Source organism: Allobosea sp. GW821-FHT10B12, assembly GCF_059415545.1.
Genome location: NZ_JBWKNL010000015.1, coordinates 26,683 through 45,861, shown reverse-complemented (window position 1 = coordinate 45,861; position 19,179 = coordinate 26,683). Strand labels below are relative to the sequence as shown.

Here is a 19,179-nt window from a genome sequence, read left to right as displayed (position 1 = left end):
GTGTCTACGCTAATCAGCGGATGAACTGATCGGCGTACTCTGCGCCGAGCCCGTTCGTCGCGTAGTGCGCCCGGCATTTGTCGAGCCGGGTGAAGACGTCGTCATAGCCGAGGCATTTGCCGTCGGGGTCGACATAGATCATCGCGCCGTTGACCTGGAACATCGTGATCATCTCCTCGACATCGGGATCGACCACCAGCGTATGGGTCTCGCCGGGCGCCTCGTAGACATAGGATCCTTCCGTCGCGACCCAGTCATGTTCGAGATAGCGCCATTTGCCCTTCAGCACATAGCCGTGCACCGGCTGGGGGTGGCGATGGCGCGAGAGCACGCCGGCGCGGCGCACGCGCAGGAGGTTCATCCAGTAGCCGCGCGTCACCGAGAGGCACAAAGGCCGGAACCAGACATTGTCGTCGACCGGCACCCAGACGCGCTCATCCTCCGGGATGACGTTGGGCACGATCAGCTCGGGCGGGGAGTCCTTCGGCTGCGGATGCCGATAAGGGGTCCAGCGCTCTTCGGTGCTGACCTGGACGGGGACAGGGCTGACCTTGTTCATCGCATTTCCTCCGCTTGAGCTTTTGATTCAGCTGGCTTGGTGGCCGATTCAGGAAACGCCGCCATATCGCTGATGTTTCGAGGTCTTTCAGACAGCGAGGTAGCCGCCGTCGACCGGCAGGATCGCGCCGGTGATGAAGCGGGCCGCATCCGAGAGCAGGAACAGGACCGCGCCGCCGACATCGCCCGGCTCGCCCCAGCGGTTCATCGGCGTGCGCGACAGGATTGGGGCGGAGCGGGCCGTATCCTCGACGAGGGGCCTGGTCAATTCGGTCGCGATCCAGCCCGGTGCGACCGCGTTGACGCGGATGCCGTCCGGCGCCCAGGCGGCGGCGAGCGACTTGGTCAATTGCCCGACGCCGCCCTTCGAGGCGGAGTACCCCGGCGCATAGGCCGAGCCGTGGAACGTCAGCATCGAGGCGGTGTTGACGATCGCGCCCTTGGCTTGGGCGAGCTTCTCCTTGGCGGCGAGGCACATGCGCATCGAGCCGGTGAGATTGACCTCGATCGTGAGCCGGAAGGCCTCGATCTCGAATTCCTTGCCACCGCGCTGGATCATGCCGGCGCAGTTGACGAGGGCGTCGATGCGCTCGCAAGCAGCGATGATTGCCGCGACCCCGGCATCGCTGGTGACGTCGAGCCTGGCATGACGGATCGCGGCATGGGCCGGCTTGGCGGCGACCTCGTCGTCGGTGAGGCCGGTGGCGAGGACCTGGTAACCGGCCTGAGCCAACGCGAGCGCGGCACCGGCGCCGATGCCGCGGGTGCCACCGGTGACGAGGGCGAGGGGGGAGAAGGAGCTTGTCATGGCTCCAATCTAAATCGGTTCGCAGCGTTGCCAACTGCGTTGGCCGGCGGGGCGCCCTGCATTGACACGCTCACCGCTGCGGCAGCCACCAGCCCGTTGCCCAAAAGGCCGGCTTCCCCCTGGCTGCGTAACCCGCTAGGAAGCGCGCGGGCGGCTGCGGCGAAGTCGTTGCAGCCCGGAAACGTTCCAGACTGGCCAGAGCAGGGGTCGCATCACATGAGCAAGATCAAGGTCGCCAACCCGATCGTCGACATGGACGGCGACGAGATGACCCGCATCATCTGGCAGCACATCAAGGACAAGCTGATCTTCCCCTATCTCGACCTCGAGCTCGACTATTTCGACCTCTCGGTCCAGAACCGCGACGCGACCGACGATCAGGTCACGATCGACGCCGCCAACGCCACCAAGAAGCACGGCGTCGCGGTCAAGTGCGCCACCATCACGCCGGATGAGGCGCGCGTGAAGGAGTTCAACCTCAAGTCGATGTGGAAGAGCCCGAACGGCACGATCCGCAACATCCTCGGCGGCGTGATCTTCCGCGAGCCGATCATCTGCAAGAACGTGCCGCGCCTGGTTCCCGGCTGGACCCAGCCGATCGTCATCGGCCGCCATGCCTATGGCGACCAGTACCGCGCCACCGACTTCAAGTTCCCCGGCAAGGGCACGCTCTCGATCAAGTTCGTCGGCGAGGACGGCAACGTCATCGAGAAGGAGGTCTTCAAGGCCCCCGAGGCCGGCGTCGCCATGGCGATGTACAATCTCGACGACTCGATCCGCGATTTCGCCCGCGCTTCGCTGAACTACGGCCTGATGCGCAAGTATCCGGTCTATCTCTCGACCAAGAACACCATTCTCAAGACCTATGACGGGCGCTTCAAGGACATCTTCCAGGAGATCTTCGACGCCGAGTTCAAGGCGGAGTTCGACAAGCTCGGCATCACCTATGAGCACCGCCTGATCGACGACATGGTCGCTTCGGCTATGAAGTGGTCGGGCGGCTATGTCTGGGCCTGCAAGAACTACGACGGCGACGTGCAGTCGGACACGGTGGCGCAGGGCTTCGGCTCGCTCGGCCTGATGACCTCGGTGCTGATGACGCCGGACGGCAAGACCGTCGAGGCCGAGGCCGCTCACGGCACGGTGACCCGCCATTACCGCGAACACCAGAAGGGTAAGGAGACCTCGACCAACTCGATCGCCTCGATCTTCGCCTGGACCCGCGGCCTGTCGCATCGCGCCAAGCTCGACAACAATGCCGAACTCGCCAAGTTCGCGCAGCTGCTGGAGAAGGTCACGGTCGACACCGTCGAGGCCGGCGACATGACCAAGGACCTGGCGCTGCTGGTCGGCCCCGACCAGAAGTTCCTCTCGACCACCGGCTTCCTCGACAAGGTCAGCGACAACCTTCGCAAGGCGATGGCCGCGTAAGCGGCCCGAAGCCTCGTTCGGAAAACAGAAGCCCGGCCAGATTGGCCGGGCTTTTTTCTTGCGTTGCAGGTGCAGGGAGCCGGGGCTGCTCCCCGAGTCCGGCCGGCCTCCTCCTCAGAACCTCATCTCGACCCTGCCCTTGAGGGCGTGGTCTCTGGAGCGCTCGCCTATTGCCGCGGAGTAGGTCAAGCCGAGCGCGGTGGCCTGCGAGACGCGCCAGTCGAGCCCGGCCTCGGCGGTGAGGGCGTTGCGGTCGATCGGGGCGGCGAAGACCACCGCGGGGCTGGCGCCGAGGGCGAAGGCGGTGCGGGCCTGCGGGGTGAGCTCGCCAAAACCATGGCGCCAGCCGAGCATGGCCCGGGCGAACAGCGGCATCGTCCCGATTTGCGCCTCGGCGCGCAGGCCGAGCGTGGTGAAGCCGAGCGTCTGGTCGGAGGAGAGGACACGCAGTGCCGCGGCCCCGCCCTGCTCGCTGCCGGCATCGGTGCTGACGCGGATGAGCGCGAGCTGGGCGAAGGGCTCGAGTGCAAAGCCGCTGAAGGCAAAGCCATAGCCGAGCTCGGCGAAACCCTGCAAAACCTGCCCCGGACGCTGCAGGCGGAGCAGATCGCCGAAGCCGCGGATCGCGACCTGGCGGCGGATGTCGCTCTCCGACCAGGAATAGGCGGCGCCGGCGTCGAAGCGCAGGCTGCCGAAGCGGGCGCCGGCATAGAGCGCGGCATGGCCGCTTTCGAGCTTGCCCGAGGACAGGCGCGCATCGAGATCGAAGCGCGACTGGCTGTAGCCACCGGCGACGCCGACCTTCAGCGACGAGCTCGGCGCATCGTAGAGCATCAGGTCGGCGCCGAGCAGGGCGCCGCCGCTGCGGCGGCTCAGGCTCGCGGCATTGCCGTCGGCATCGCTGGTGCCGGCGCTGCCGAAAGCCTCGCCCCAGAAGGCATAGCGCGGCTGCGGCAGCGGAGCGGACATCGTGATCGCACCCTTCCTGCCCGGCAGGTCGGCGCTGAACGAGGCGGCGACCTGCCCCGTAGCCTGTGTCAGCAGCGGGCCGCGCAGATGGCCGAGAATGGTGTCGCGCACCAGCCGGCTCTCGTCGATCATCACGCTGACCGCCTGGGCATGGGCCTCGCCCGAGAGCAGGTCGAAGCCGGCTCTAGCCTCGGCCGCCGTCGCCGAGATCAGTGCGTCATAGACCGGGTTGCCAGCGCCGAGCGCCTCGGCCGCATTGGCGATGAAGCCCTGGTTGCGGGTCTGGGCGATGTAGTTGCCGCCCGTGCTGCCACCCGGGGTCGTGCCGCCGCCGCCCGGGGTCGTGCCGCCGCCGGTGTCCCCACCGCCCGGGCCGAAGCCGGTGTTGTTGCGCGTCATGGTCAGCGTCACGCTGGTGCCGCCATAGCTCAGCGACGGCGTCAGGAAGGCGAGATTCGAGCTGACGCTGGTGAAGGTGCCGGTGACGCCGCCCGAGGCGGTGAGGATGGTATAGCTGGTCGCGGCCGCGTAGTTGCCGGTCTCGGCCAGGACTTGCACCGTGCCGCCGGTGATGCTGGCGTTGCCGGACGCCACGATCCTGTCGCTCTGCCCGGCGGCGTTGACCTCGACCTGATAGGTCGAGCCGCTGGCGAAGGCGACGTTGCCCGAGACATTCAGGGTCCCGATCGAGTTGCCGGGCGCGATGGTAGCTCCGGCGCCGGCAGTCACGCCGCCAATCGTCCCGGAGCCGCCGAGCGTGCCGCCGTCCAGCGTCACCGTGCTCGCCAGCGAGCCGTTCACGACGAGCTTGCCGCCGGAGACTTTGGTGCTGCCCGTGTAGGTGTTGCTGCCCGTGAGCGTCAGCGTGCCCGTGCCGGTCTTGGTGACGCCGCCGGTGCCGGTGATCTTGCCGGAGAAGGTGGTCGAGCTGTTGTTCGCGCCAGCCGTCAGCGTGCCCGAGCCGAGTGTGACCGTGCCGACGCCGGCGAGCGAGCCGATCGTCTGATTGAGGTTGGCGAGATCGAGCGTCGTGCCACTCGCGACCGTGAAGGTCGAATTGGCGGAGAATGCGTTGGTCGCGCCCGCCCGCAGCGTTCCCTCGGACACCGTGGTCGCGCCGGAATAGCTGCTGGCGCCCTTGAGCACCAATGTGCCGGCGCCGGTTTTCGCGAGCGAGCCCGTCCCCGAGAGGGACTGGCTGACGATGAAGCTGTTGCCAGCCTCGACGATCTCGAAGCCGCCGCCATTGCTGCCGAGGATGATGTTGCGGGTGAGCCCGTTCAGCGCCGTCCCGGTCACCTGCAGCACGCCGCCGTCCAGCGTCAGAGCCCCCGAGCTGCTGCCGAGATTGCTGTCCTTGGAGATGCTGATCGCGCCGCCGGCGATCGTCGTGCCGCCGCTATAGGTGTTCTCCTGCGTCAGGGTGAGTGTCCCCGTGCCGACCTTCCGCAGGCTGCCGGCGTCATAGATCATGCCGGAGAATGTGGTCGAGGCATTGGTCGCGCCGGTCTCCAGCGTCGAGCCGCTCTCGATCCGCAGCTGCCCGTCGCCCGCGATCGAACCCGCCGTCACCGTCCCGAGCGTGTCGTTCACGTGGAGCAGCGCGCCAATGCCGACCGTGTAGTCGGATGCCGCCGACATCGCGCCGGAACCGCCGATGTAGAGCGTCCCGGCCGACACCGTGGTCGCGCCCGAATAGGTGTTCGTGCCGGCCAGCGTCAGCGTGCCGCTGCCGGTCTTGGTCAGCCCGCCCGTCCCCGAGATCGTGCCCAAGAACGTCGTCGAGGTATTGTTGCCGCCCGCGGTCAGCGTAGCGGAGCCGAGCGTGACCGCGCCGGCACCGGCGAGCGAGCCGATCGTCTGGTCGAAGCCGGCGAGGTCGAGCGTCGCGCCCGACATGATCGTGACCGCGGAGCCCGCCGAGAACGCATTCGTCTGCCCGGCGCGCAGGATGCCGTTCGAGACCGTCGTCGTGCCGGTATAGGTGTTGGTGCCGGACAGGACGAGCGTGCCCGCGCCAGCCTTGGTAAACTTGCCCGAGCCGGAGAAGGACTGCGTCACGGTGAAAGTATTGGCGGCCTCGACGATATTGAAGCCGCCGCCATTGCTGCCGAGGACGATATTGCGTGTCAGCCCGGTCAGCGTCGTGCCGGTCACCTCCAGCATGCCGCCGTCCAGCGTCAGCGTGCCGGAGGTCGCGCCGAGATTGCCCTCCGCGCTGATGCTGATCGCCCCGTTCGAGATCGTCGTCCCGCCGGTATAGGTGTTTTCGCCGGTCAGCGTCAGCACGCCCTCGCCGGTCTTGACCACGCTGCCGCCGCCGCTGACGACGCTGCTGATCGTCGCGTCGATCCACTGCTCGAAGGTCAGCGTGCCGGTATCGATGACGATGCCGCCATTGATCGTGGCCGAGGCGGATCCGATGGTCAGTTTGTTGCTGCCGCCGGTGAAGTGGATCGCCGCGGCGCGCGTCGTGCCATCGCCGGAGAGGCCGCCCTCGATCGTGCCGTTATTGGTGATGATCAGGTCGGCGCCGACGATGGCCTCGCCGCCCGCAGCGCCGACGCCCATGGCTTCCGCGCCGGGGGCAGGGGTACAACAATAGGAAGACGGCAAATTCGAGCCGCCGCGCCCGCCATCGCCACCACGGATCGTGCCGTTGACGGTCAGCGTCGTCGTCGCGCCGCCATTGGTGAAGACCAGGCCGGCGCCGCCGACGCCGGCGGCGCCGGCGGAGCCAGTTCCGTCCGACACATATGAGCCGCCGTTGCCGCCCTTGCCGCCCTGGATCGTGCCGTCGATGGTCAGGTTCTGCGCGGCGCTGCCATCGGTGAAGAGCAGGCCGGTGCCGCCCGAGCCGCCCGAGCCGCCGTAATCATAGAAAGAGCCGCCACCATGGCCGCCGTTGCCAGCGGTGATCGTTCCGGAAATCGTTCCCGTCGCGCCCGCGCCCGTGACCACAGCGCCGTAGCCGCCGGCGCCGCCGCCGCCGCCGGAGAAAAGATAGCCGGAATTGCCGTCGCCGCCATTGCTGCCGGTGCTGGCGCCGACCGGCAGCGTAGCGCCGACGCTACCATGCACGCCGCCATCACCGCCCCGGCCTTCGCCGGCGCTGCCGTTGCCGGCGACCCCCCCGGCTCCACCAAGGCCTGCGCCGGCACCGCCGCCGCCGCCGCCGGCGGTGGCGTGTCCTGTCTGGCCCCTGGTGCCCGCGCCACCGGCGCCCGTCGGGTTGTCGATGCCCCCCGCGCCGCCGGTGCCGGGATAACCGCTTCGGTCGCCGCCACGGCCGCCTTCGGCGAGCGCAGGGCCGGCGGACAGGAGCAGCACGAGCGCCGTGCCCGCGAGCAGGTGCGAGGCGAGCCGCGTACGAGATGTCCCGCTGTTCGCAGGAGTGATGACCGATATCATGAGAGTGCCCAGCCCAACCGCTGCGGCAGGCTTATGCGGGTGCGGGCAGGAGGCAATGAACAGCCGTTCACAACCCGCCAAATTGTATCTGTGTGGCAGATTTGCTGCGGTTTGGCAGAATCAACGCAGCCATGGGGCGGGAGCCGATATGAGCGAGACGGCAACAACTCTCACCGGCGGCTGCCAATGCGGCGCGGTGCGCTACCGCCTGCTGAAGCCGCCGCGCAAGGTCTCGGTCTGCTTCTGCCGGATGTGCCAGAAGGCGGTCGGCAACTATTTCGGCGCCTTCGCCTCCTCGCGCGTCGCCGACGTGGTCTGGACACGCGGGACGCCTGCCGTCTTCCGCTCGTCGGAGGTCGCCGAGCGCGGCTTCTGCCGCGATTGCGGCACGCCGCTGAGCTTCAGCTATCCCGGCATGGGCACACTCTCGCTCACCGCCGGCAGCCTCGACGATGCGGCCGCCTTCCCGCCGAGCCATGCCTATGGCGTCGAGGGCAGGGCGCCCTGGTTCGACGAACTCTGCCGGCTCGAGGGCACGCGCACCGAGGACGACATCCCGGCGGACGAACTATCGGCCTATCGCTCGCGCCAGCATCCCGATCATGACTGAGTGCTACTCCACCACGACCTCGCGTCGCGCCAGCACGCGCGGACCGGTGAGGGGAGCGTCCATCACATAGCGCAGTTCGTAGGTGCCGGGCTCGGCCGGGGCCTCCAGCGTGCTCTCGACATTCTCGGCCGGAAAGAAGTTCGGTCCCTGCGCCTCTGGCGGCGCCTCCGGCTTGACCAGGACGACGCGGTCGCGATCGCCATTGGGGCCGATGCCGCGCACGGGGAGGGGATTGCCGCGCGCGACGCGGGCGGGGGCGGCGAGCGTTGCAGCTGGCGCCGTCGTCGCCAGGGGCTGGCGCAGCAGGACGACCGGCTTGCCGTCGACCTCGCCGAGCAGGCGCCATTCATAGGTACCGACCTCTCCCGGCGCCGGCAGCGACAGAACCGTCGCCTGGCCGAGCGGTGAGGCGACGATCGCCGCTTCCGGCGGGTCGGCCGAGCGGCTGATGGCGAGGCGGGCATTGGCCGGGGCGCGGCTGATGAAGGCGGTCGCCATCGCACCGGCCATCAGGGTGCGCGGCGCAGACAGGCTCGGGCCCTGTGGCGGGCGCTGCTGTGGCCGCGGCTGCTGTGCCACGACGGGGCTGCCTGCGCCAAGGAGCAGGGTGAGGGTGGTGCGACGGGTCGGCATCATACTGCGGCTAGTCGATGAAGATGGGAGGCCAGCTCCGGGTGGCGCAGCATGAGCAGGCGAAAATCGGCAGGATCAAGGACGAGGAGCTTGGTCGCGACAGTGGCGCGCGCCGCGATGCCGCCCTCGGCCGCCGCAAGCTCAGTCAGGCAGAGCTCGCCGAAATAGCAGCCTTCGTCGAGCCGCCGGCTGCCATCGGGCTCGATGAGCTCGACTTCGCCGCTGGCGACGAAATAGAGCGAGTGGGCCGGCTCGTGCGGGCGCAGCACGACGCCGCCGCCACGCACGGTCTTGGCCCGCAGGGCATGCATGATCTCGGCGATTTCGGCGGCGTTGAGTCCGCTGAACAGCGGCACGCGCGCCAGCATGCTCCAGGTGACGACGAATTCGCGGCGGTGGATCTCCTGGGAGAAGGCGGTGGCGATGATGCCGACCGGCAGCGCCAGCATGACGAGCCCCATCACCGCGGTCAGCGACGCCACGACCTTGCCGAGCGGGCTGACGGGATAAGCATCGCCATAGCCGACCGTGGTCAGCGTCACGATCGCCCACCACATCGCATCGGGGATGGTGCCGAACTTGTCGGGCTGGACATCGTGCTCGACGAAATGCATCGCCGTCGCCGAGAGCAGCATGACGCCGATCAGGATGACGACGCAGGCGGCGAGCGCCTTGCGTTCGGCATGCAGCGCTGCGCCGAGCGAGGCCATGCCCGGCGAATAGCGGCCGAGCTTGAAGAAGCGCAGCAGCCTGAAGAGCAGCAGGATCTTGAGATCGCTGTAGCCGAGCAGGGCTGCATAGAGCGGCACGGTGGCGAGAAAGTCGAGCAGTGCCGGCGGCGACAGCGCATAGGCGCGCCGCGCCGCCCAATCGCTCATGCCGCGATAGCGCGCATGCTCGGGCGCGGTCCAGAGCCGGACGGCGTATTCGAGCGTGAACAGAACCGTCGAGACGAGCTCGATCCAGTGGAAGAGCCGGCCATAGGACGCCGCGAGGCTGGGCACCGATTCCAGCACCAGCGCGGTGACGTTGATCAGGATCAGCGCCACCAGCCCGCCATGGACGAGCCTGGCCGAGAGATCATCGCCCGCGCCACGATCGATGATCAGATGCGCCCGCCGCCGCCAGCTCAAGCCAGGCTGCGGGGCGGGCGTCATGTGAGCGTCAGCCCATCGCTGCGGCGACGGCTGCGAGCGCGGCTTCAGCCTGCGCGCCGTCCGGGCCGCCGGCCTGGGCCATGTCGCGGCGGCCGCCGCCGCCCTTGCCGCCGAGGCTTTCGGACGCCGCTCGTACCAGCGCGACCGCATCGAAGCGCTCGGTCAGATCGGGCGTGACGCCGACGACGACGCCGGCTTTGCCGTCCTCGGCGACGCCGACGATGGCGACGACGCCCGAGCCGACGCGACCTTTCGCCTCGTCGGCCAGGCTCTTCAGATCCTTCATCTCGACGCCGGTGACGGCGCGGGCCAGCAGCTTGACGCCGGCGACCTCGCGGATCGGATCGCTGGCCTCGCCGCCGCCGCCCATGGCGAGCTTCTTGCGCGCTTCGCTGAGCTCGCGCTCGAGCTTGCGACGTTCCTCGACAAGCGTCGCGACGCGGGCCGGCAATTCGGCGATCGGCGCCTTCAGCACGCCCGCCATCTCGTCAAGCGCGAGGCTCTCCTCGCGCAGATGACGGCGCGCCGCCTCGCCGGTGAGGGCCTCGAGCCGACGCACGCCGGCCGCAACTCCGGCCTCGGAGAGGACGGCGACGAGGCCGATATCGCCGGTGCGGCTGGCATGGGTGCCGCCGCAAAGCTCGACCGAGAAGGTCTTCGGCGTGTCGGAATCCCGGTCGGTGCCCATCGAGACCACGCGGACCTCGTCGCCGTATTTCTCGCCGAACAGCGCGCGCGCGCCGGAGGCGATCGCGTCATCGACCGACATCAGCTTGGTGGTGATCGGCTCGTTCTGCAGGACCAGCCGGTTCGCCATCTCCTCGACCCTGGCCAGCTCCTCGCGCGAGATCGGCTTGGGATGGCTGAAGTCGAAGCGCAGGCGTTCGGGTGCGACCTGCGAGCCTTTTTGCGCGACATGGTCGCCGAGCACGCGGCGCAGCGCCTCGTGCAGGAGATGGGTGGCCGAATGGTTGCCGCGGATCGCGCGGCGCCGGGCATGGTCGACCGTGAGCTCGGCCGGCTTGCCGAGCTCGATCGCGCCGGAGACGACCGTGACTTGATGGGCGAAGACGTCGCCGAGCTTCTTCTGGACGTCGGTGACCTCGGCCTTGAAGCCGTTGCCGACCAGCGTGCCGGTGTCGCCGACCTGGCCGCCGGATTCGCCGTAGAACGGCGTCTGGTTGAGGATGACGATGCCGCTCTCGCCTTCCTTCAGCGTCGCGACCTCGGCATTGTCTTTGACCAGCGCGGTGACCACGCCCTCGGCGCTCTCGGTGTCGTAGCCGAGGAACTCGGTCGCACCGAGCCGCTCGCGCAGCGGGAACCAGAGCGTCTCGGTCGCGGCCTCGCCGGTGCCGGCCCAGGCGGCGCGCGCCTTGGCCTTCTGTTGCGCCATCGCCGCGTCGAAGCCCTCGATGTCGACGCCGACGCCGCGGGCGCGCAGCGCGTCCTGGGTCAGGTCGAGCGGGAAGCCATAGGTGTCGTAGAGCGTGAAGGCGACATCGCCCTTCAGCTTGTCGCCGGAGTTCAGGCCCAGCGATTCCTGGTCGAGGATGGAGAGCCCGCGCGCCAGCGTGGTGCGGAAGCGGGTCTCCTCCAGCTTCAGCGTCTCGCTGATCAGTGCCTCGGCCCGGATCAGCTCGGGATAGGCCTGGCCCATCTCGCGCACCAGCGCCGGCACGAGCTTGTGCATCAGCGGATCCTTGGCGCCGAGCAGCTGCGCATGGCGCATGCCGCGGCGCATGATCCGGCGCAGCACATAGCCGCGGCCCTCGTTCGAGGGCAGCACACCATCGGCGATCAGGAAGGCGGAGCAGCGCAGATGATCGGCGATGACGCGGTGGCTCGCGCTCATCGGCCCGTCGGAGGGGACATTGGTCAGATCGGCGATGGCGCGGATCAGGGTCGCGAACAGGTCGATCGAATAATTGTCATGCGTGCCCTGGAGCACGGCGGCGATGCGCTCGAGGCCCATGCCGGTATCGATCGAGGGGCGGGGCAGGTTGGTGCGAATGCCGCCAGCCGCTTCCTCATACTGCATGAAGACGAGGTTCCAGATCTCGATGAAGCGGTCGCCATCCTCGTCGGGCGAGCCCGGAGGGCCGCCGGGGATGTGATCGCCATGGTCGTAGAAGATCTCGGAGCAGGGGCCGCAGGGGCCGACATCGCCCATGCGCCAGAAATTGTCGGAGGTCGCGATCCGGATGATGCGCGAATCCGGCAAGCCGGCGATCTTCTTCCAGAGGGCATGCGCCTCGTCATCCTCGGAATAGACCGTGACGGTCAGCTTCTCCTTGGGCAGGCCGAATTCGCGCGTGACCAGGGTCCAAGCGTGATGGATCGCCTGCTCCTTGAAATAGTCGCCGAAGGAGAAATTCCCCAACATCTCGAAGAAGGTGTGGTGGCGGGCGGTGTAGCCGACATTGTCGAGGTCGTTGTGCTTGCCGCCGGCGCGCACGCATTTCTGCGCGGTGGTGGCGCGGGCGTAAGGCCGCTTCTCCTGGCCGGTGAAGACGTTCTTGAACTGCACCATGCCGGAATTGGCGAACATCAAGGTCGGGTCGTTGCGCGGCACGAGCGGGCTCGACGGCACCACCTCGTGGCCGTTCGCCTTGAAGTAATCGAGGAAGGTCGACCTGATCTCGTTGACGCCGCTCATCGCAATCTTGGCTCTGGTTCAAGCATGGGCCAGCAAGCGCCGGCAGGGCTGAAAGGGTTCTAGTCAGCGCACTTATGCCTGTCCAGAAAGGGCCTGCATAGTTCGCAGGCGCGGCAAGCTGCTGACCGCAAAACGGAAACGGGCGACCCGAAGGCCGCCCGTCGATCTAGTGGCTGAATGCCAGCGTTTGAAGGCTCAGGCCTCGCCCTCGTCGAGGTCCTCGGCGGTCGGGTCGGCGTTCTCCAGGATGCGCTCGGCGACCAGGCCGGAATTCTGGCGGATGGTCGTCTCGATCTTCGCGGCGACGTCGGGATTGGCCTTGAGGAAGGTCTTGGCGTTCTCGCGGCCCTGGCCGAGGCGCTGGCTGTCGAAGGAGAACCAGGCGCCGGACTTCTCGACGATGCCGGCCTTGACGCCGAGATCGACCAGCTCGCCGGCTTTCGAGATGCCTTCGCCGAACATGATGTCGAACTCGACCTGCTTGAAGGGCGGGGCGACCTTGTTCTTGACGACCTTGACGCGGACCTGGTTGCCGGTCGCCTCGTCGCGTTCCTTCAGCGTCGAGACGCGGCGGATGTCGAGGCGGACCGAGGCATAGAACTTCAGCGCATTGCCGCCGGTGGTGGTCTCGGGGCTGCCGTACATCACGCCGATCTTCATGCGGATCTGGTTGATGAAGATCACCATGCAGTTCGAGCGCGAGATCGAGGCGGTGAGCTTGCGCAGCGCCTGGCTCATCAGGCGCGCCTGCAGGCCAGGCTGGTTGTCGCCCATCTCGCCCTCGATCTCGGCACGAGGCGTCAGCGCGGCGACGGAGTCGATGACCAGCACGTCGATGGCGCCGGAGCGGACCAGCGTGTCGGTGATCTCGAGCGCCTGCTCACCGGTGTCGGGCTGCGAGATCAGGAGGTCGTCGAGATTGACGCCGAGCTTGCGGGCATAGACTGGATCGAGCGCGTGCTCGGCGTCGACGAAGGCGCAGACGCCGCCCTTCTTCTGCGATTCCGCAATGGTATGGAGCGCGAGCGTGGTCTTGCCGGAGGATTCAGGTCCATAGATCTCGATGACACGCCCCCTCGGCAAGCCGCCGACGCCGAGCGCGATGTCGAGGCCGAGCGAACCGGTCGAGACCGTCTCGATCTCGATCGCCTGCTGGTTCTTGCCCAGGCGCATGATCGAGCCCTTGCCGAAAGCCCGTTCGATCTGCGAGAGCGCCGCATCGAGCGCCTTGGCCTTGTCCATCGAAGAGCCTTCCACGAGCCTGAGATTTGCCTGATTCACGACGTGCGCTCCTTATGGCAGGGGCGCGACCACATCTCAATCCGCGCCATGGAAATGACTATGATCATGGTTTGTTCTCTCTCGCAAGTTCTTTTTTTGTTCTTGTTCCGGCGCGCGCCGGTTGTGCTAGGACAGCGTGAAAGCAGCCTGCTGCCGGAGACTGCGGCGTGATGCGCAAACCCCTGATCAACCTCCTCCTCATCCCACTCGATCTCGTCGTCGGGCTCGCCATCCTGCTCGACGAAATGCTGCGGCCGCTCTACCGGCCGCTGATCGCGTGGTTCTCCTCGCTCAGACTGGTGGCGCGGCTCGAAGCGGCGATTGGGCGGCTGCCGCCCTATGGTGCGCTGGTCGTGCTTGCGATCCCCTTCGCCATCGTCGAGCCGCTGAAGCTGCTCGGCCTGCTGTTCCTGGCGCGCGGAGCGCTCACCGCCGGCATCGTCGCGACGGCGATCGGCCACCTCGCCGGCTTCCTCTTGGTCGAGCGCGTCTATCATGCCGGGCGCGCACAACTCCTCACCATTCCCTGGTTCGCACGGATCATGGGCTGGATCGATGCGATCCGGCAGGTTGTGATCGGGCGGATCAAGGCGAGTGCGGCCTGGCAGAGAGCGGTCACGCTCGGGCAGGCGGGGCGAGAGCGTTTGCGTGGCATACGGCTCTGGTGGCGCCGTGTGCGGCAGGGCTCGGGCGGAGCCTGACTCCGGTCGACCCCGCTGTTTCGGGGGCGCGAAACGCAACGCGCTTAGAGATCTTCGATGGGCCAGGGCCGTTTTGGAGCCGTTGCTGGCCCGGCGCTTCTCTATCGTTTGAGCTGTCGGGTGGCAGGGGGCTGGCAACTCCCGCCGCGCGATGCCGCTTGCATCGCCTGCTATTCACTGTTACTAAGTACTGGTAGTCAGTGACAATGAGTAGCTTGAAGGGCGCTCCATGGGCAAGCAGATGACGGAAATGCTCAAGGGCACGCTGGAGGGCATCGTTCTCGCGATCCTCTCGATGCGTGCCGCCTATGGCTACGAGATCACGGCGTGGCTGCGCGACCAGGGCTTCTCCGACATCGCAGAAGGCACTGTCTACGCGCTGCTCGTCAGGGTCGAGCAGCGCGGTCTCGTCGACGTCGTGAAGATCCCGTCCGAGAAAGGGCCACCGCGCAAGGTGTACTCCCTCAATGATCAGGGACGGGAATATCTCGAAGAGTTCTGGAGGACTTGGGGTTTCCTCTCGGAGCGGCTCAGCCGGCTCAACGAAGGAGAAAGATAATCATGTCCATTGCAAAGCTCGCCGCCAAGGTGATCGGCGAAAAACGGCGCTGGCGCGAATACAAGGCGCGCGTCCGCAAGCTTCCCGAGCCGTATCGCGGGGCAGTCGAAGCGTTCGAGCGGTATCTGATGTACGCTGGGGGCGTGGTGGACGGCGACAGTGCGGCTTCGCTGTTCGAGAACCTCGCCGACCTCTTCGAACAGAGTGCGGCGGATGGAACGCCAATACGTGACATTGTCGGGGAAGACCCCCTGGAGTTCATCGAGGCGTTCATCCGCAACTACCCGGAGGGGGACTGGCGAAATCGCGAACGGCAGCGGTTGATCCGCGCCATCGATGTCACTGCGGCGACAAATCGGAACGATACCAAACAGGTATCCAGATGAGGGCCAATCAGGGTCGAAGCCCCGCAATTCATGTGCAGGGCCTGCAGAAGTCTTACAAGCAGCTGAGCGTGCTGCGCAGCGTGGACTTCGAGGTGGAGCGCGGCAGTATATTCGCACTGCTCGGCTCGAACGGGGCCGGCAAGACTACGATCGTGAAGATTCTGTCCACGCTGCTCAAGGCCGACGCAGGGACCGCCAGCGTCAACGGCTTCGACGTTGCCGTGCAGCCGGCGAACGTAAGGGAGTCCATCAGCCTCACCGGACAGTTCGCAGCTGTCGACGAGATGCTCAGCGGGCGGGAGAACCTCGTGCTGGTCGCCAGATTGCGGCATCTCAAGGCTCCGGGCGTAACCGCGGACGGCCTGCTCGAGCGCTTCTCGCTGACCGACGCGGCCGCTCGGAAGGTGTCGACCTATTCGGGCGGCATGCGGCGGCGCCTCGACATCGCCATGAGCCTCATCGGGAATCCGCCGGTCATCTTCCTGGACGAGCCGACGACCGGGCTCGACCCCCAAGCGCGCATCGAGGTGTGGCAGGCCGTCAAAGAGCTGGCCGAGCACGGCACGACGGTGCTGCTCACGACGCAATATCTGGACGAGGCCGAACAGCTCGCCGACCGGATCGCGATCCTCCACGAGGGGCGGATCGTCGTGAACGGCACCCTTGCCGAGCTCAGGCAGCTGCTCCCGCCCGCCAGGGTCGAATATGTCGAGAAGCAGCCGACCCTCGAGGATGTCTTCCTCGCCATGGTCGGCGGGGCGGGGAACGACCGCAGCGTCGGCATGGATCGGTAAGGACTAATCATGACCACGTATTTCTTTAGCGATACCGCCGTCCTGCTGGGACGATCGCTGCGCCACATCACGCGCAGCGTCGACACCATCATCACGACAGCGATCATGCCGATCGGGATCATGCTGCTGTTCGTCTACGTGCTCGGCGGCGCGATCAATTCCGGGGCGAATTCGTATATGAGCTACATGCTGCCCGGCATTCTGCTCATCACGATTGGCTCGGGCATCGCCTATACTGCGTTCCGGCTCTTCCTGGACATGAACAGCGGCATCTTCGAGCGGTTTCAGTCCATGCCGATCGCACGATCATCCGTGCTGTGGGCGCATGTGCTGACCTCGCTGGTCGCCAATCTGAGCTCACTCGCGGTCGTCGTGCTCTTCGCCCTCCTGATGGGATTCCGCTCAGGGGCGGGTGTGCCAGCTTGGCTCGCGATCGTCGGTATCCTGACCCTGTTCATCCTCGCTCTGACGTGGATCGCCGTCATCGCCGGCCTCTCCGCGAAGTCCGTGGAGGGTGCGAGCGCGTTCTCCTACCCACTCATCTTCCTGCCGTTCATCAGCTCGGCGTTCGTGCCCACCGATACCATGCCCGGACCGGTGCGCGCCTTCGCCGAGCACCAGCCGGTGACGTCCATCGTCAACGCCATCCGCAACCTGTTCGCACAGCAGCCGGTCGGCGCCGACATCTGGATCGCGCTTGCCTGGTGTGTCGGCATCCTCATCGTCGCTTACATCTTCGCCATGGTCACCTATCGCCGCAGGATCTCCTAGGTCTCGCATCGGAAGACAGCGCGATTTTCAATCCTCCGGGTCGGCTTGCCAGGCGGCGGCAAGCCGCTCCAGCTCCAGCGTGTAGCAATACAGCGCGAAGACGATCGCAAGAAGCAGGCCGGAGCGCCAGATCAGGGTGAAGCCGTCGCCGAGCTTCGTCATTTCCGGCAGATGGCGCAGGAAATAGATCGAGGCCAGCGCGCCGCCGACGATCGCGCCGAGGCGGGCGGCGAACGCCAGGAGATGCCCGAGAGGCAGGCTGCGGAAGCCCTGCGGCACGGGCAGGCGGTAGAGCCGCGTCCAGTAGCAGATCTGACCGAGCAGCGCCGCCCCGCAGATCTGCGCCATGATCTCAGTCGGCAAGGTCTGCTGCTGGCCGATCCGCTCGACCAGAACGCGGAAGGCGACATGGATGTGAAAGAGGATCACCAGCGCGCAGATGGTCTGCACGAGCAGCAGCAGCGTGTAGGCGAGAACCGGCCGTTGCGTCATGGGCGCAGGATAGAAGGGCGCCCGGCGCCGATCAAACGCGGGGGCCTGGGCACGCTCCGGCGGCCAGGGTGGCGGCGGCGCGGCCGGCGGCCTCGACATAGGCCGGGTCGCGGTGGACGAGCATAACCGAGAAGGCGCCGTCCATCAGCAGCACGATTTGGCGGGCGAGCTCGTCCGGTGCCGCGACGCCATGGCTGGCGCATTCGCCGGCGAGCCAGCGCTCGAAGCCGGCCTTGTGGCGCGCGCCGATCCTGATGGCGGGGTGGCCGGGCAGGTTGGCGAGTTCGGCGGCAGTGCGCAGGAAACCGCAGCCCTTCCAGCGCGGATGCCGGGCCGAGCGGGCGAGGTTCTGGAAAATCGCCTCGATCTTCTGCGGCAGCCCGCCCTCGGCCTTGTCGAACCAGCCGGCCATCAGCTTGAGATTGGGCTGGTCACGCGCCTCGAGATAGGCGGCGACAAGCTCGTCCTTGCTCTCGAAATGATAATAGAGCGTGCGCTTGGTGACGCCCGCCTTCTCGGCCACGGCATCGACGCTGACGGCGCGGATGCCCTCGCCATAGAAGAGCTTGCTGGCGGCCTCGATAATGCGCTTGCGGGTCGGGCTGTCGGGTTCGGCCATGGCTCATGTATACCGTATAGGTAGTATACATCGTCAAGCCTCGAGCCCAGCCTTCCGCCACCTGAAACCGGAAGGACGCCAAGGCGATGCCCGACAATGATCCGATCCTGATTCAACAGCGCGAGGCGGTCGCGACGCTGACGCTGAACAGGCCCGATAAGCTCAATGCGCTGAGCTATGGGCTGATCGACCGCCTGCTCGAAGTTCTCGACGCGATCGAGGTCGACACGTCGATCCGGGCGGTCATCCTGACCGGCGCGGGCGAGCGCGCCTTTTCGGCTGGCGGCGACATCCATGAGTTCTCGCGGAGCGTCGCGGCCGGGCCGGAACAGGCGGTGCGCGATTTCGTCCGCCGCGGCCAAAAGCTGACGGCGCGGCTGGAAGCCTTCGGCAAGCCGGTGATCGCGGCGGTGAACGGGCTCGCCTATGGCGGCGGCTGCGAGGTGACAGAGGCGGTGCCGCTCGCCATCGCCAGCGAGCGGGCGATGTTCGCCAAGCCGGAGATCCATCTCGGCATGCCGCCGACCTTCGGCGGGACGCAGCGCCTGCCGCGCCTCGCCGGCCGCAAGCGCGCCATGGAGCTGCTGCTGACCGGCGACCCCTTCACGCCGCAGCGGGCGCTGGAGATGGGGCTGATCAACGCGGTGGTGCCGCATGAGGAATTGCTGCCGGCGGCGAACGCGCTGGCGGCGCGCATCCTGCGGCATTCGCCTCTGGCGGCGGCGAGCATCCTCACGGCTGTGACGCGCGGCATCAACGCCAGCATCGCCGAGGGATTGCTGATCGAAAGCGAGCAGTTCGCCCGCGTCGTGCCCACGGCCGATCTGCGCGAGGGACTGGATGCCTGGATGGCGCGGCGGCAGCCGGCGTATTCCGGCGACTGGTCGCTGGTCGCCAAGGCTGGTTGAGGGGAGCGGGGGATGAGCGACCATGCGAGCTTTAGCCGCGAGGCTTTCGCCGCCTTCCGCGCCGATGACCGGCCGGGGCCGGTGCAGATGCTGAACCTGATCAGGCTCAATGCCGAGGCGCAGTATCCGGACGGACCGCGTGGCGGCGGCCGCGAGGCGTTTGCGGCCTATGGCCGGATCAGCGCGCCGGTGCTGGCGCGGCTCGGCGGGCGGATCCTCTGGCGCGGCGGCTTCGAGCAGATGCTGATCGGCCCGAGGGGCGAGCGCTGGGACATCTGCTTCATCGCCGAATACCCCAGCGTCGAGGCCTTCGCCGCGATGTTTCGCGATCCGATCTATCGCGAGGCGATGGTGCACCGGCAGGCGGCGGTGAAGGATTGCCGCCTGATCCGGCTGACGGCGCAGGAAGCGGGGGCGCCGTTCGCGGGGTAG

At 67.2% G+C, this 19,179-nt stretch carries 18 protein-coding genes; 9 read left to right on the top strand and 9 right to left on the bottom strand.

The annotated features are described in order from the left end of the window. Positions 1 to 13: 13 nt before the first annotated feature. Together AC07O0_RS28995 and AC07O0_RS28990 are read right to left on the bottom strand one after the other, a co-directional pair. Positions 14 to 559, bottom strand: a complete 546-nt coding sequence (locus tag AC07O0_RS28995) for a 2,4'-dihydroxyacetophenone dioxygenase family protein (RefSeq protein ID WP_436148046.1) — start codon at positions 557 to 559, stop codon at positions 14 to 16. Between the two features lie 87 nt (positions 560 to 646). Further along, positions 647 to 1,366, bottom strand: a complete 720-nt coding sequence (locus AC07O0_RS28990) for an SDR family NAD(P)-dependent oxidoreductase (RefSeq protein WP_494628135.1) — start codon at positions 1,364 to 1,366, stop codon at positions 647 to 649. A gap of 216 nt (positions 1,367 to 1,582) precedes the next feature. Between AC07O0_RS28990 and AC07O0_RS28985 the strand changes: the two genes are divergently transcribed. Beyond that, the gene (locus AC07O0_RS28985; RefSeq protein ID WP_494628133.1) at positions 1,583 to 2,797 is read left to right on the top strand and encodes an NADP-dependent isocitrate dehydrogenase; all 1,215 of its coding nucleotides are present in this window, start codon (positions 1,583 to 1,585) and stop codon (positions 2,795 to 2,797) included. A 114-nt stretch (positions 2,798 to 2,911) separates the two neighbouring features. Here the strand turns inward: AC07O0_RS28985 and AC07O0_RS28980 are convergent, their stop codons facing one another. Further along, positions 2,912 to 7,177, bottom strand: a complete 4,266-nt coding sequence (locus tag AC07O0_RS28980; RefSeq protein ID WP_494628131.1) for an autotransporter domain-containing protein — start codon at positions 7,175 to 7,177, stop codon at positions 2,912 to 2,914. Between the two features lie 148 nt (positions 7,178 to 7,325). Between AC07O0_RS28980 and AC07O0_RS28975 the strand changes: the two genes are divergently transcribed. Beyond that, complete coding sequence (locus tag AC07O0_RS28975) at positions 7,326 to 7,787, top strand: GFA family protein (protein WP_494628129.1); 462 nt, start codon at positions 7,326 to 7,328, stop codon at positions 7,785 to 7,787. Between the two features lie 3 nt (positions 7,788 to 7,790). Here AC07O0_RS28975 and AC07O0_RS28970 read toward each other — a convergent pair whose 3' ends face one another. The 4 genes from AC07O0_RS28970 to recA form a co-directional block, all read right to left on the bottom strand. Next, complete coding sequence (locus tag AC07O0_RS28970) at positions 7,791 to 8,420, bottom strand: hypothetical protein (protein ID WP_494628127.1); 630 nt, start codon at positions 8,418 to 8,420, stop codon at positions 7,791 to 7,793. Beyond that, entirely contained in the window at positions 8,420 to 9,577 is a 1,158-nt protein-coding gene (locus AC07O0_RS28965; RefSeq protein ID WP_494628125.1) for a cyclic nucleotide-gated ion channel, read from the bottom strand. The genes AC07O0_RS28970 and AC07O0_RS28965 overlap by 1 nt, the downstream gene beginning before the upstream one ends. A gap of 7 nt (positions 9,578 to 9,584) precedes the next feature. Beyond that, positions 9,585 to 12,236, bottom strand: coding sequence for an alanine--tRNA ligase (alaS, locus tag AC07O0_RS28960; protein WP_494628123.1), 2,652 nt, complete (start codon positions 12,234 to 12,236; stop codon positions 9,585 to 9,587). Between the two features lie 195 nt (positions 12,237 to 12,431). Next, positions 12,432 to 13,517, bottom strand: coding sequence for a recombinase RecA (gene recA / locus AC07O0_RS28955; protein WP_454024207.1), 1,086 nt, complete (start codon positions 13,515 to 13,517; stop codon positions 12,432 to 12,434). A gap of 170 nt (positions 13,518 to 13,687) precedes the next feature. On the opposite strand from recA, the gene AC07O0_RS28950 reads away from it, so the two are divergent. From AC07O0_RS28950 to AC07O0_RS28930, 5 genes are all read left to right on the top strand, one after another. Further along, positions 13,688 to 14,218, top strand: coding sequence for a hypothetical protein (locus AC07O0_RS28950; protein ID WP_494628121.1), 531 nt, complete (start codon positions 13,688 to 13,690; stop codon positions 14,216 to 14,218). A 229-nt stretch (positions 14,219 to 14,447) separates the two neighbouring features. Then, a complete protein-coding gene (locus AC07O0_RS28945; RefSeq protein WP_494628119.1) occupies positions 14,448 to 14,777 on the top strand; it encodes a PadR family transcriptional regulator in 330 nt (109 codons plus the stop codon). Positions 14,778 to 14,779: 2 nt separating this feature from the next. Continuing rightward, the gene (locus tag AC07O0_RS28940; protein ID WP_494628117.1) at positions 14,780 to 15,163 is read left to right on the top strand and encodes a DUF1048 domain-containing protein; all 384 of its coding nucleotides are present in this window, start codon (positions 14,780 to 14,782) and stop codon (positions 15,161 to 15,163) included. Further along, positions 15,160 to 15,957 (top strand): ABC transporter ATP-binding protein, encoded by a 798-nt coding sequence (locus AC07O0_RS28935; protein WP_494628115.1) that lies wholly within the window; start codon positions 15,160 to 15,162, stop codon positions 15,955 to 15,957. Before AC07O0_RS28940 ends, AC07O0_RS28935 begins: the two co-directional genes overlap by 4 nt. 9 nt (positions 15,958 to 15,966) lie before the next feature. After that, positions 15,967 to 16,728, top strand: coding sequence for an ABC transporter permease (locus AC07O0_RS28930; protein ID WP_494628114.1), 762 nt, complete (start codon positions 15,967 to 15,969; stop codon positions 16,726 to 16,728). A gap of 27 nt (positions 16,729 to 16,755) precedes the next feature. On the opposite strand, the gene AC07O0_RS28925 is transcribed toward AC07O0_RS28930, so the two are convergent. Together AC07O0_RS28925 and AC07O0_RS28920 are read right to left on the bottom strand one after the other, a co-directional pair. After that, the gene (locus AC07O0_RS28925) at positions 16,756 to 17,220 is read right to left on the bottom strand and encodes a hypothetical protein (RefSeq protein WP_494628112.1); all 465 of its coding nucleotides are present in this window, start codon (positions 17,218 to 17,220) and stop codon (positions 16,756 to 16,758) included. Between the two features lie 31 nt (positions 17,221 to 17,251). Beyond that, a complete protein-coding gene (locus AC07O0_RS28920; protein ID WP_494628111.1) occupies positions 17,252 to 17,839 on the bottom strand; it encodes a TetR/AcrR family transcriptional regulator in 588 nt (195 codons plus the stop codon). Between the two features lie 86 nt (positions 17,840 to 17,925). Between AC07O0_RS28920 and AC07O0_RS28915 the strand changes: the two genes are divergently transcribed. Both AC07O0_RS28915 and AC07O0_RS28910 read left to right on the top strand, forming a co-directional pair. Next, positions 17,926 to 18,747 (top strand): crotonase/enoyl-CoA hydratase family protein, encoded by an 822-nt coding sequence (locus AC07O0_RS28915; RefSeq protein WP_494628109.1) that lies wholly within the window; start codon positions 17,926 to 17,928, stop codon positions 18,745 to 18,747. 12 nt (positions 18,748 to 18,759) lie between these two features. Then, positions 18,760 to 19,179: a DUF1330 domain-containing protein gene (locus tag AC07O0_RS28910; protein ID WP_494628107.1), complete on the top strand. Its 420-nt coding sequence runs from the start codon at positions 18,760 to 18,762 to the stop codon at positions 19,177 to 19,179.

What these genes read in the sequence shown, in the direction of transcription:
- AC07O0_RS28995 (WP_436148046.1), bottom strand. Translation starts at nt 559, where the DNA reads ATGAACAAGGTCAGCCCTGTCCCCGTCCAGGTCAGCACCGAAGAGCGC.
- AC07O0_RS28990 (WP_494628135.1), bottom strand. Translation starts at nt 1,366, where the DNA reads ATGACAAGCTCCTTCTCCCCCCTCGCCCTCGTCACCGGTGGCACCCGC.
- AC07O0_RS28985 (WP_494628133.1), top strand. Translation starts at nt 1,583, where the DNA reads ATGAGCAAGATCAAGGTCGCCAACCCGATCGTCGACATGGACGGCGAC.
- AC07O0_RS28980 (WP_494628131.1), bottom strand. Translation starts at nt 7,177, where the DNA reads ATGATATCGGTCATCACTCCTGCGAACAGCGGGACATCTCGTACGCGG.
- AC07O0_RS28975 (WP_494628129.1), top strand. Translation starts at nt 7,326, where the DNA reads ATGAGCGAGACGGCAACAACTCTCACCGGCGGCTGCCAATGCGGCGCG.
- AC07O0_RS28970 (WP_494628127.1), bottom strand. Translation starts at nt 8,420, where the DNA reads ATGCCGACCCGTCGCACCACCCTCACCCTGCTCCTTGGCGCAGGCAGC.
- AC07O0_RS28965 (WP_494628125.1), bottom strand. Translation starts at nt 9,577, where the DNA reads ATGACGCCCGCCCCGCAGCCTGGCTTGAGCTGGCGGCGGCGGGCGCAT.
- alaS (WP_494628123.1), bottom strand. Translation starts at nt 12,236, where the DNA reads ATGAGCGGCGTCAACGAGATCAGGTCGACCTTCCTCGATTACTTCAAG.
- AC07O0_RS28950 (WP_494628121.1), top strand. Translation starts at nt 13,688, where the DNA reads ATGCGCAAACCCCTGATCAACCTCCTCCTCATCCCACTCGATCTCGTC.
- AC07O0_RS28945 (WP_494628119.1), top strand. Translation starts at nt 14,448, where the DNA reads ATGGGCAAGCAGATGACGGAAATGCTCAAGGGCACGCTGGAGGGCATC.
- AC07O0_RS28940 (WP_494628117.1), top strand. Translation starts at nt 14,780, where the DNA reads ATGTCCATTGCAAAGCTCGCCGCCAAGGTGATCGGCGAAAAACGGCGC.
- AC07O0_RS28935 (WP_494628115.1), top strand. Translation starts at nt 15,160, where the DNA reads ATGAGGGCCAATCAGGGTCGAAGCCCCGCAATTCATGTGCAGGGCCTG.
- AC07O0_RS28930 (WP_494628114.1), top strand. Translation starts at nt 15,967, where the DNA reads ATGACCACGTATTTCTTTAGCGATACCGCCGTCCTGCTGGGACGATCG.
- AC07O0_RS28925 (WP_494628112.1), bottom strand. Translation starts at nt 17,220, where the DNA reads ATGACGCAACGGCCGGTTCTCGCCTACACGCTGCTGCTGCTCGTGCAG.
- AC07O0_RS28920 (WP_494628111.1), bottom strand. Translation starts at nt 17,839, where the DNA reads ATGGCCGAACCCGACAGCCCGACCCGCAAGCGCATTATCGAGGCCGCC.
- AC07O0_RS28915 (WP_494628109.1), top strand. Translation starts at nt 17,926, where the DNA reads ATGCCCGACAATGATCCGATCCTGATTCAACAGCGCGAGGCGGTCGCG.
- AC07O0_RS28910 (WP_494628107.1), top strand. Translation starts at nt 18,760, where the DNA reads ATGAGCGACCATGCGAGCTTTAGCCGCGAGGCTTTCGCCGCCTTCCGC.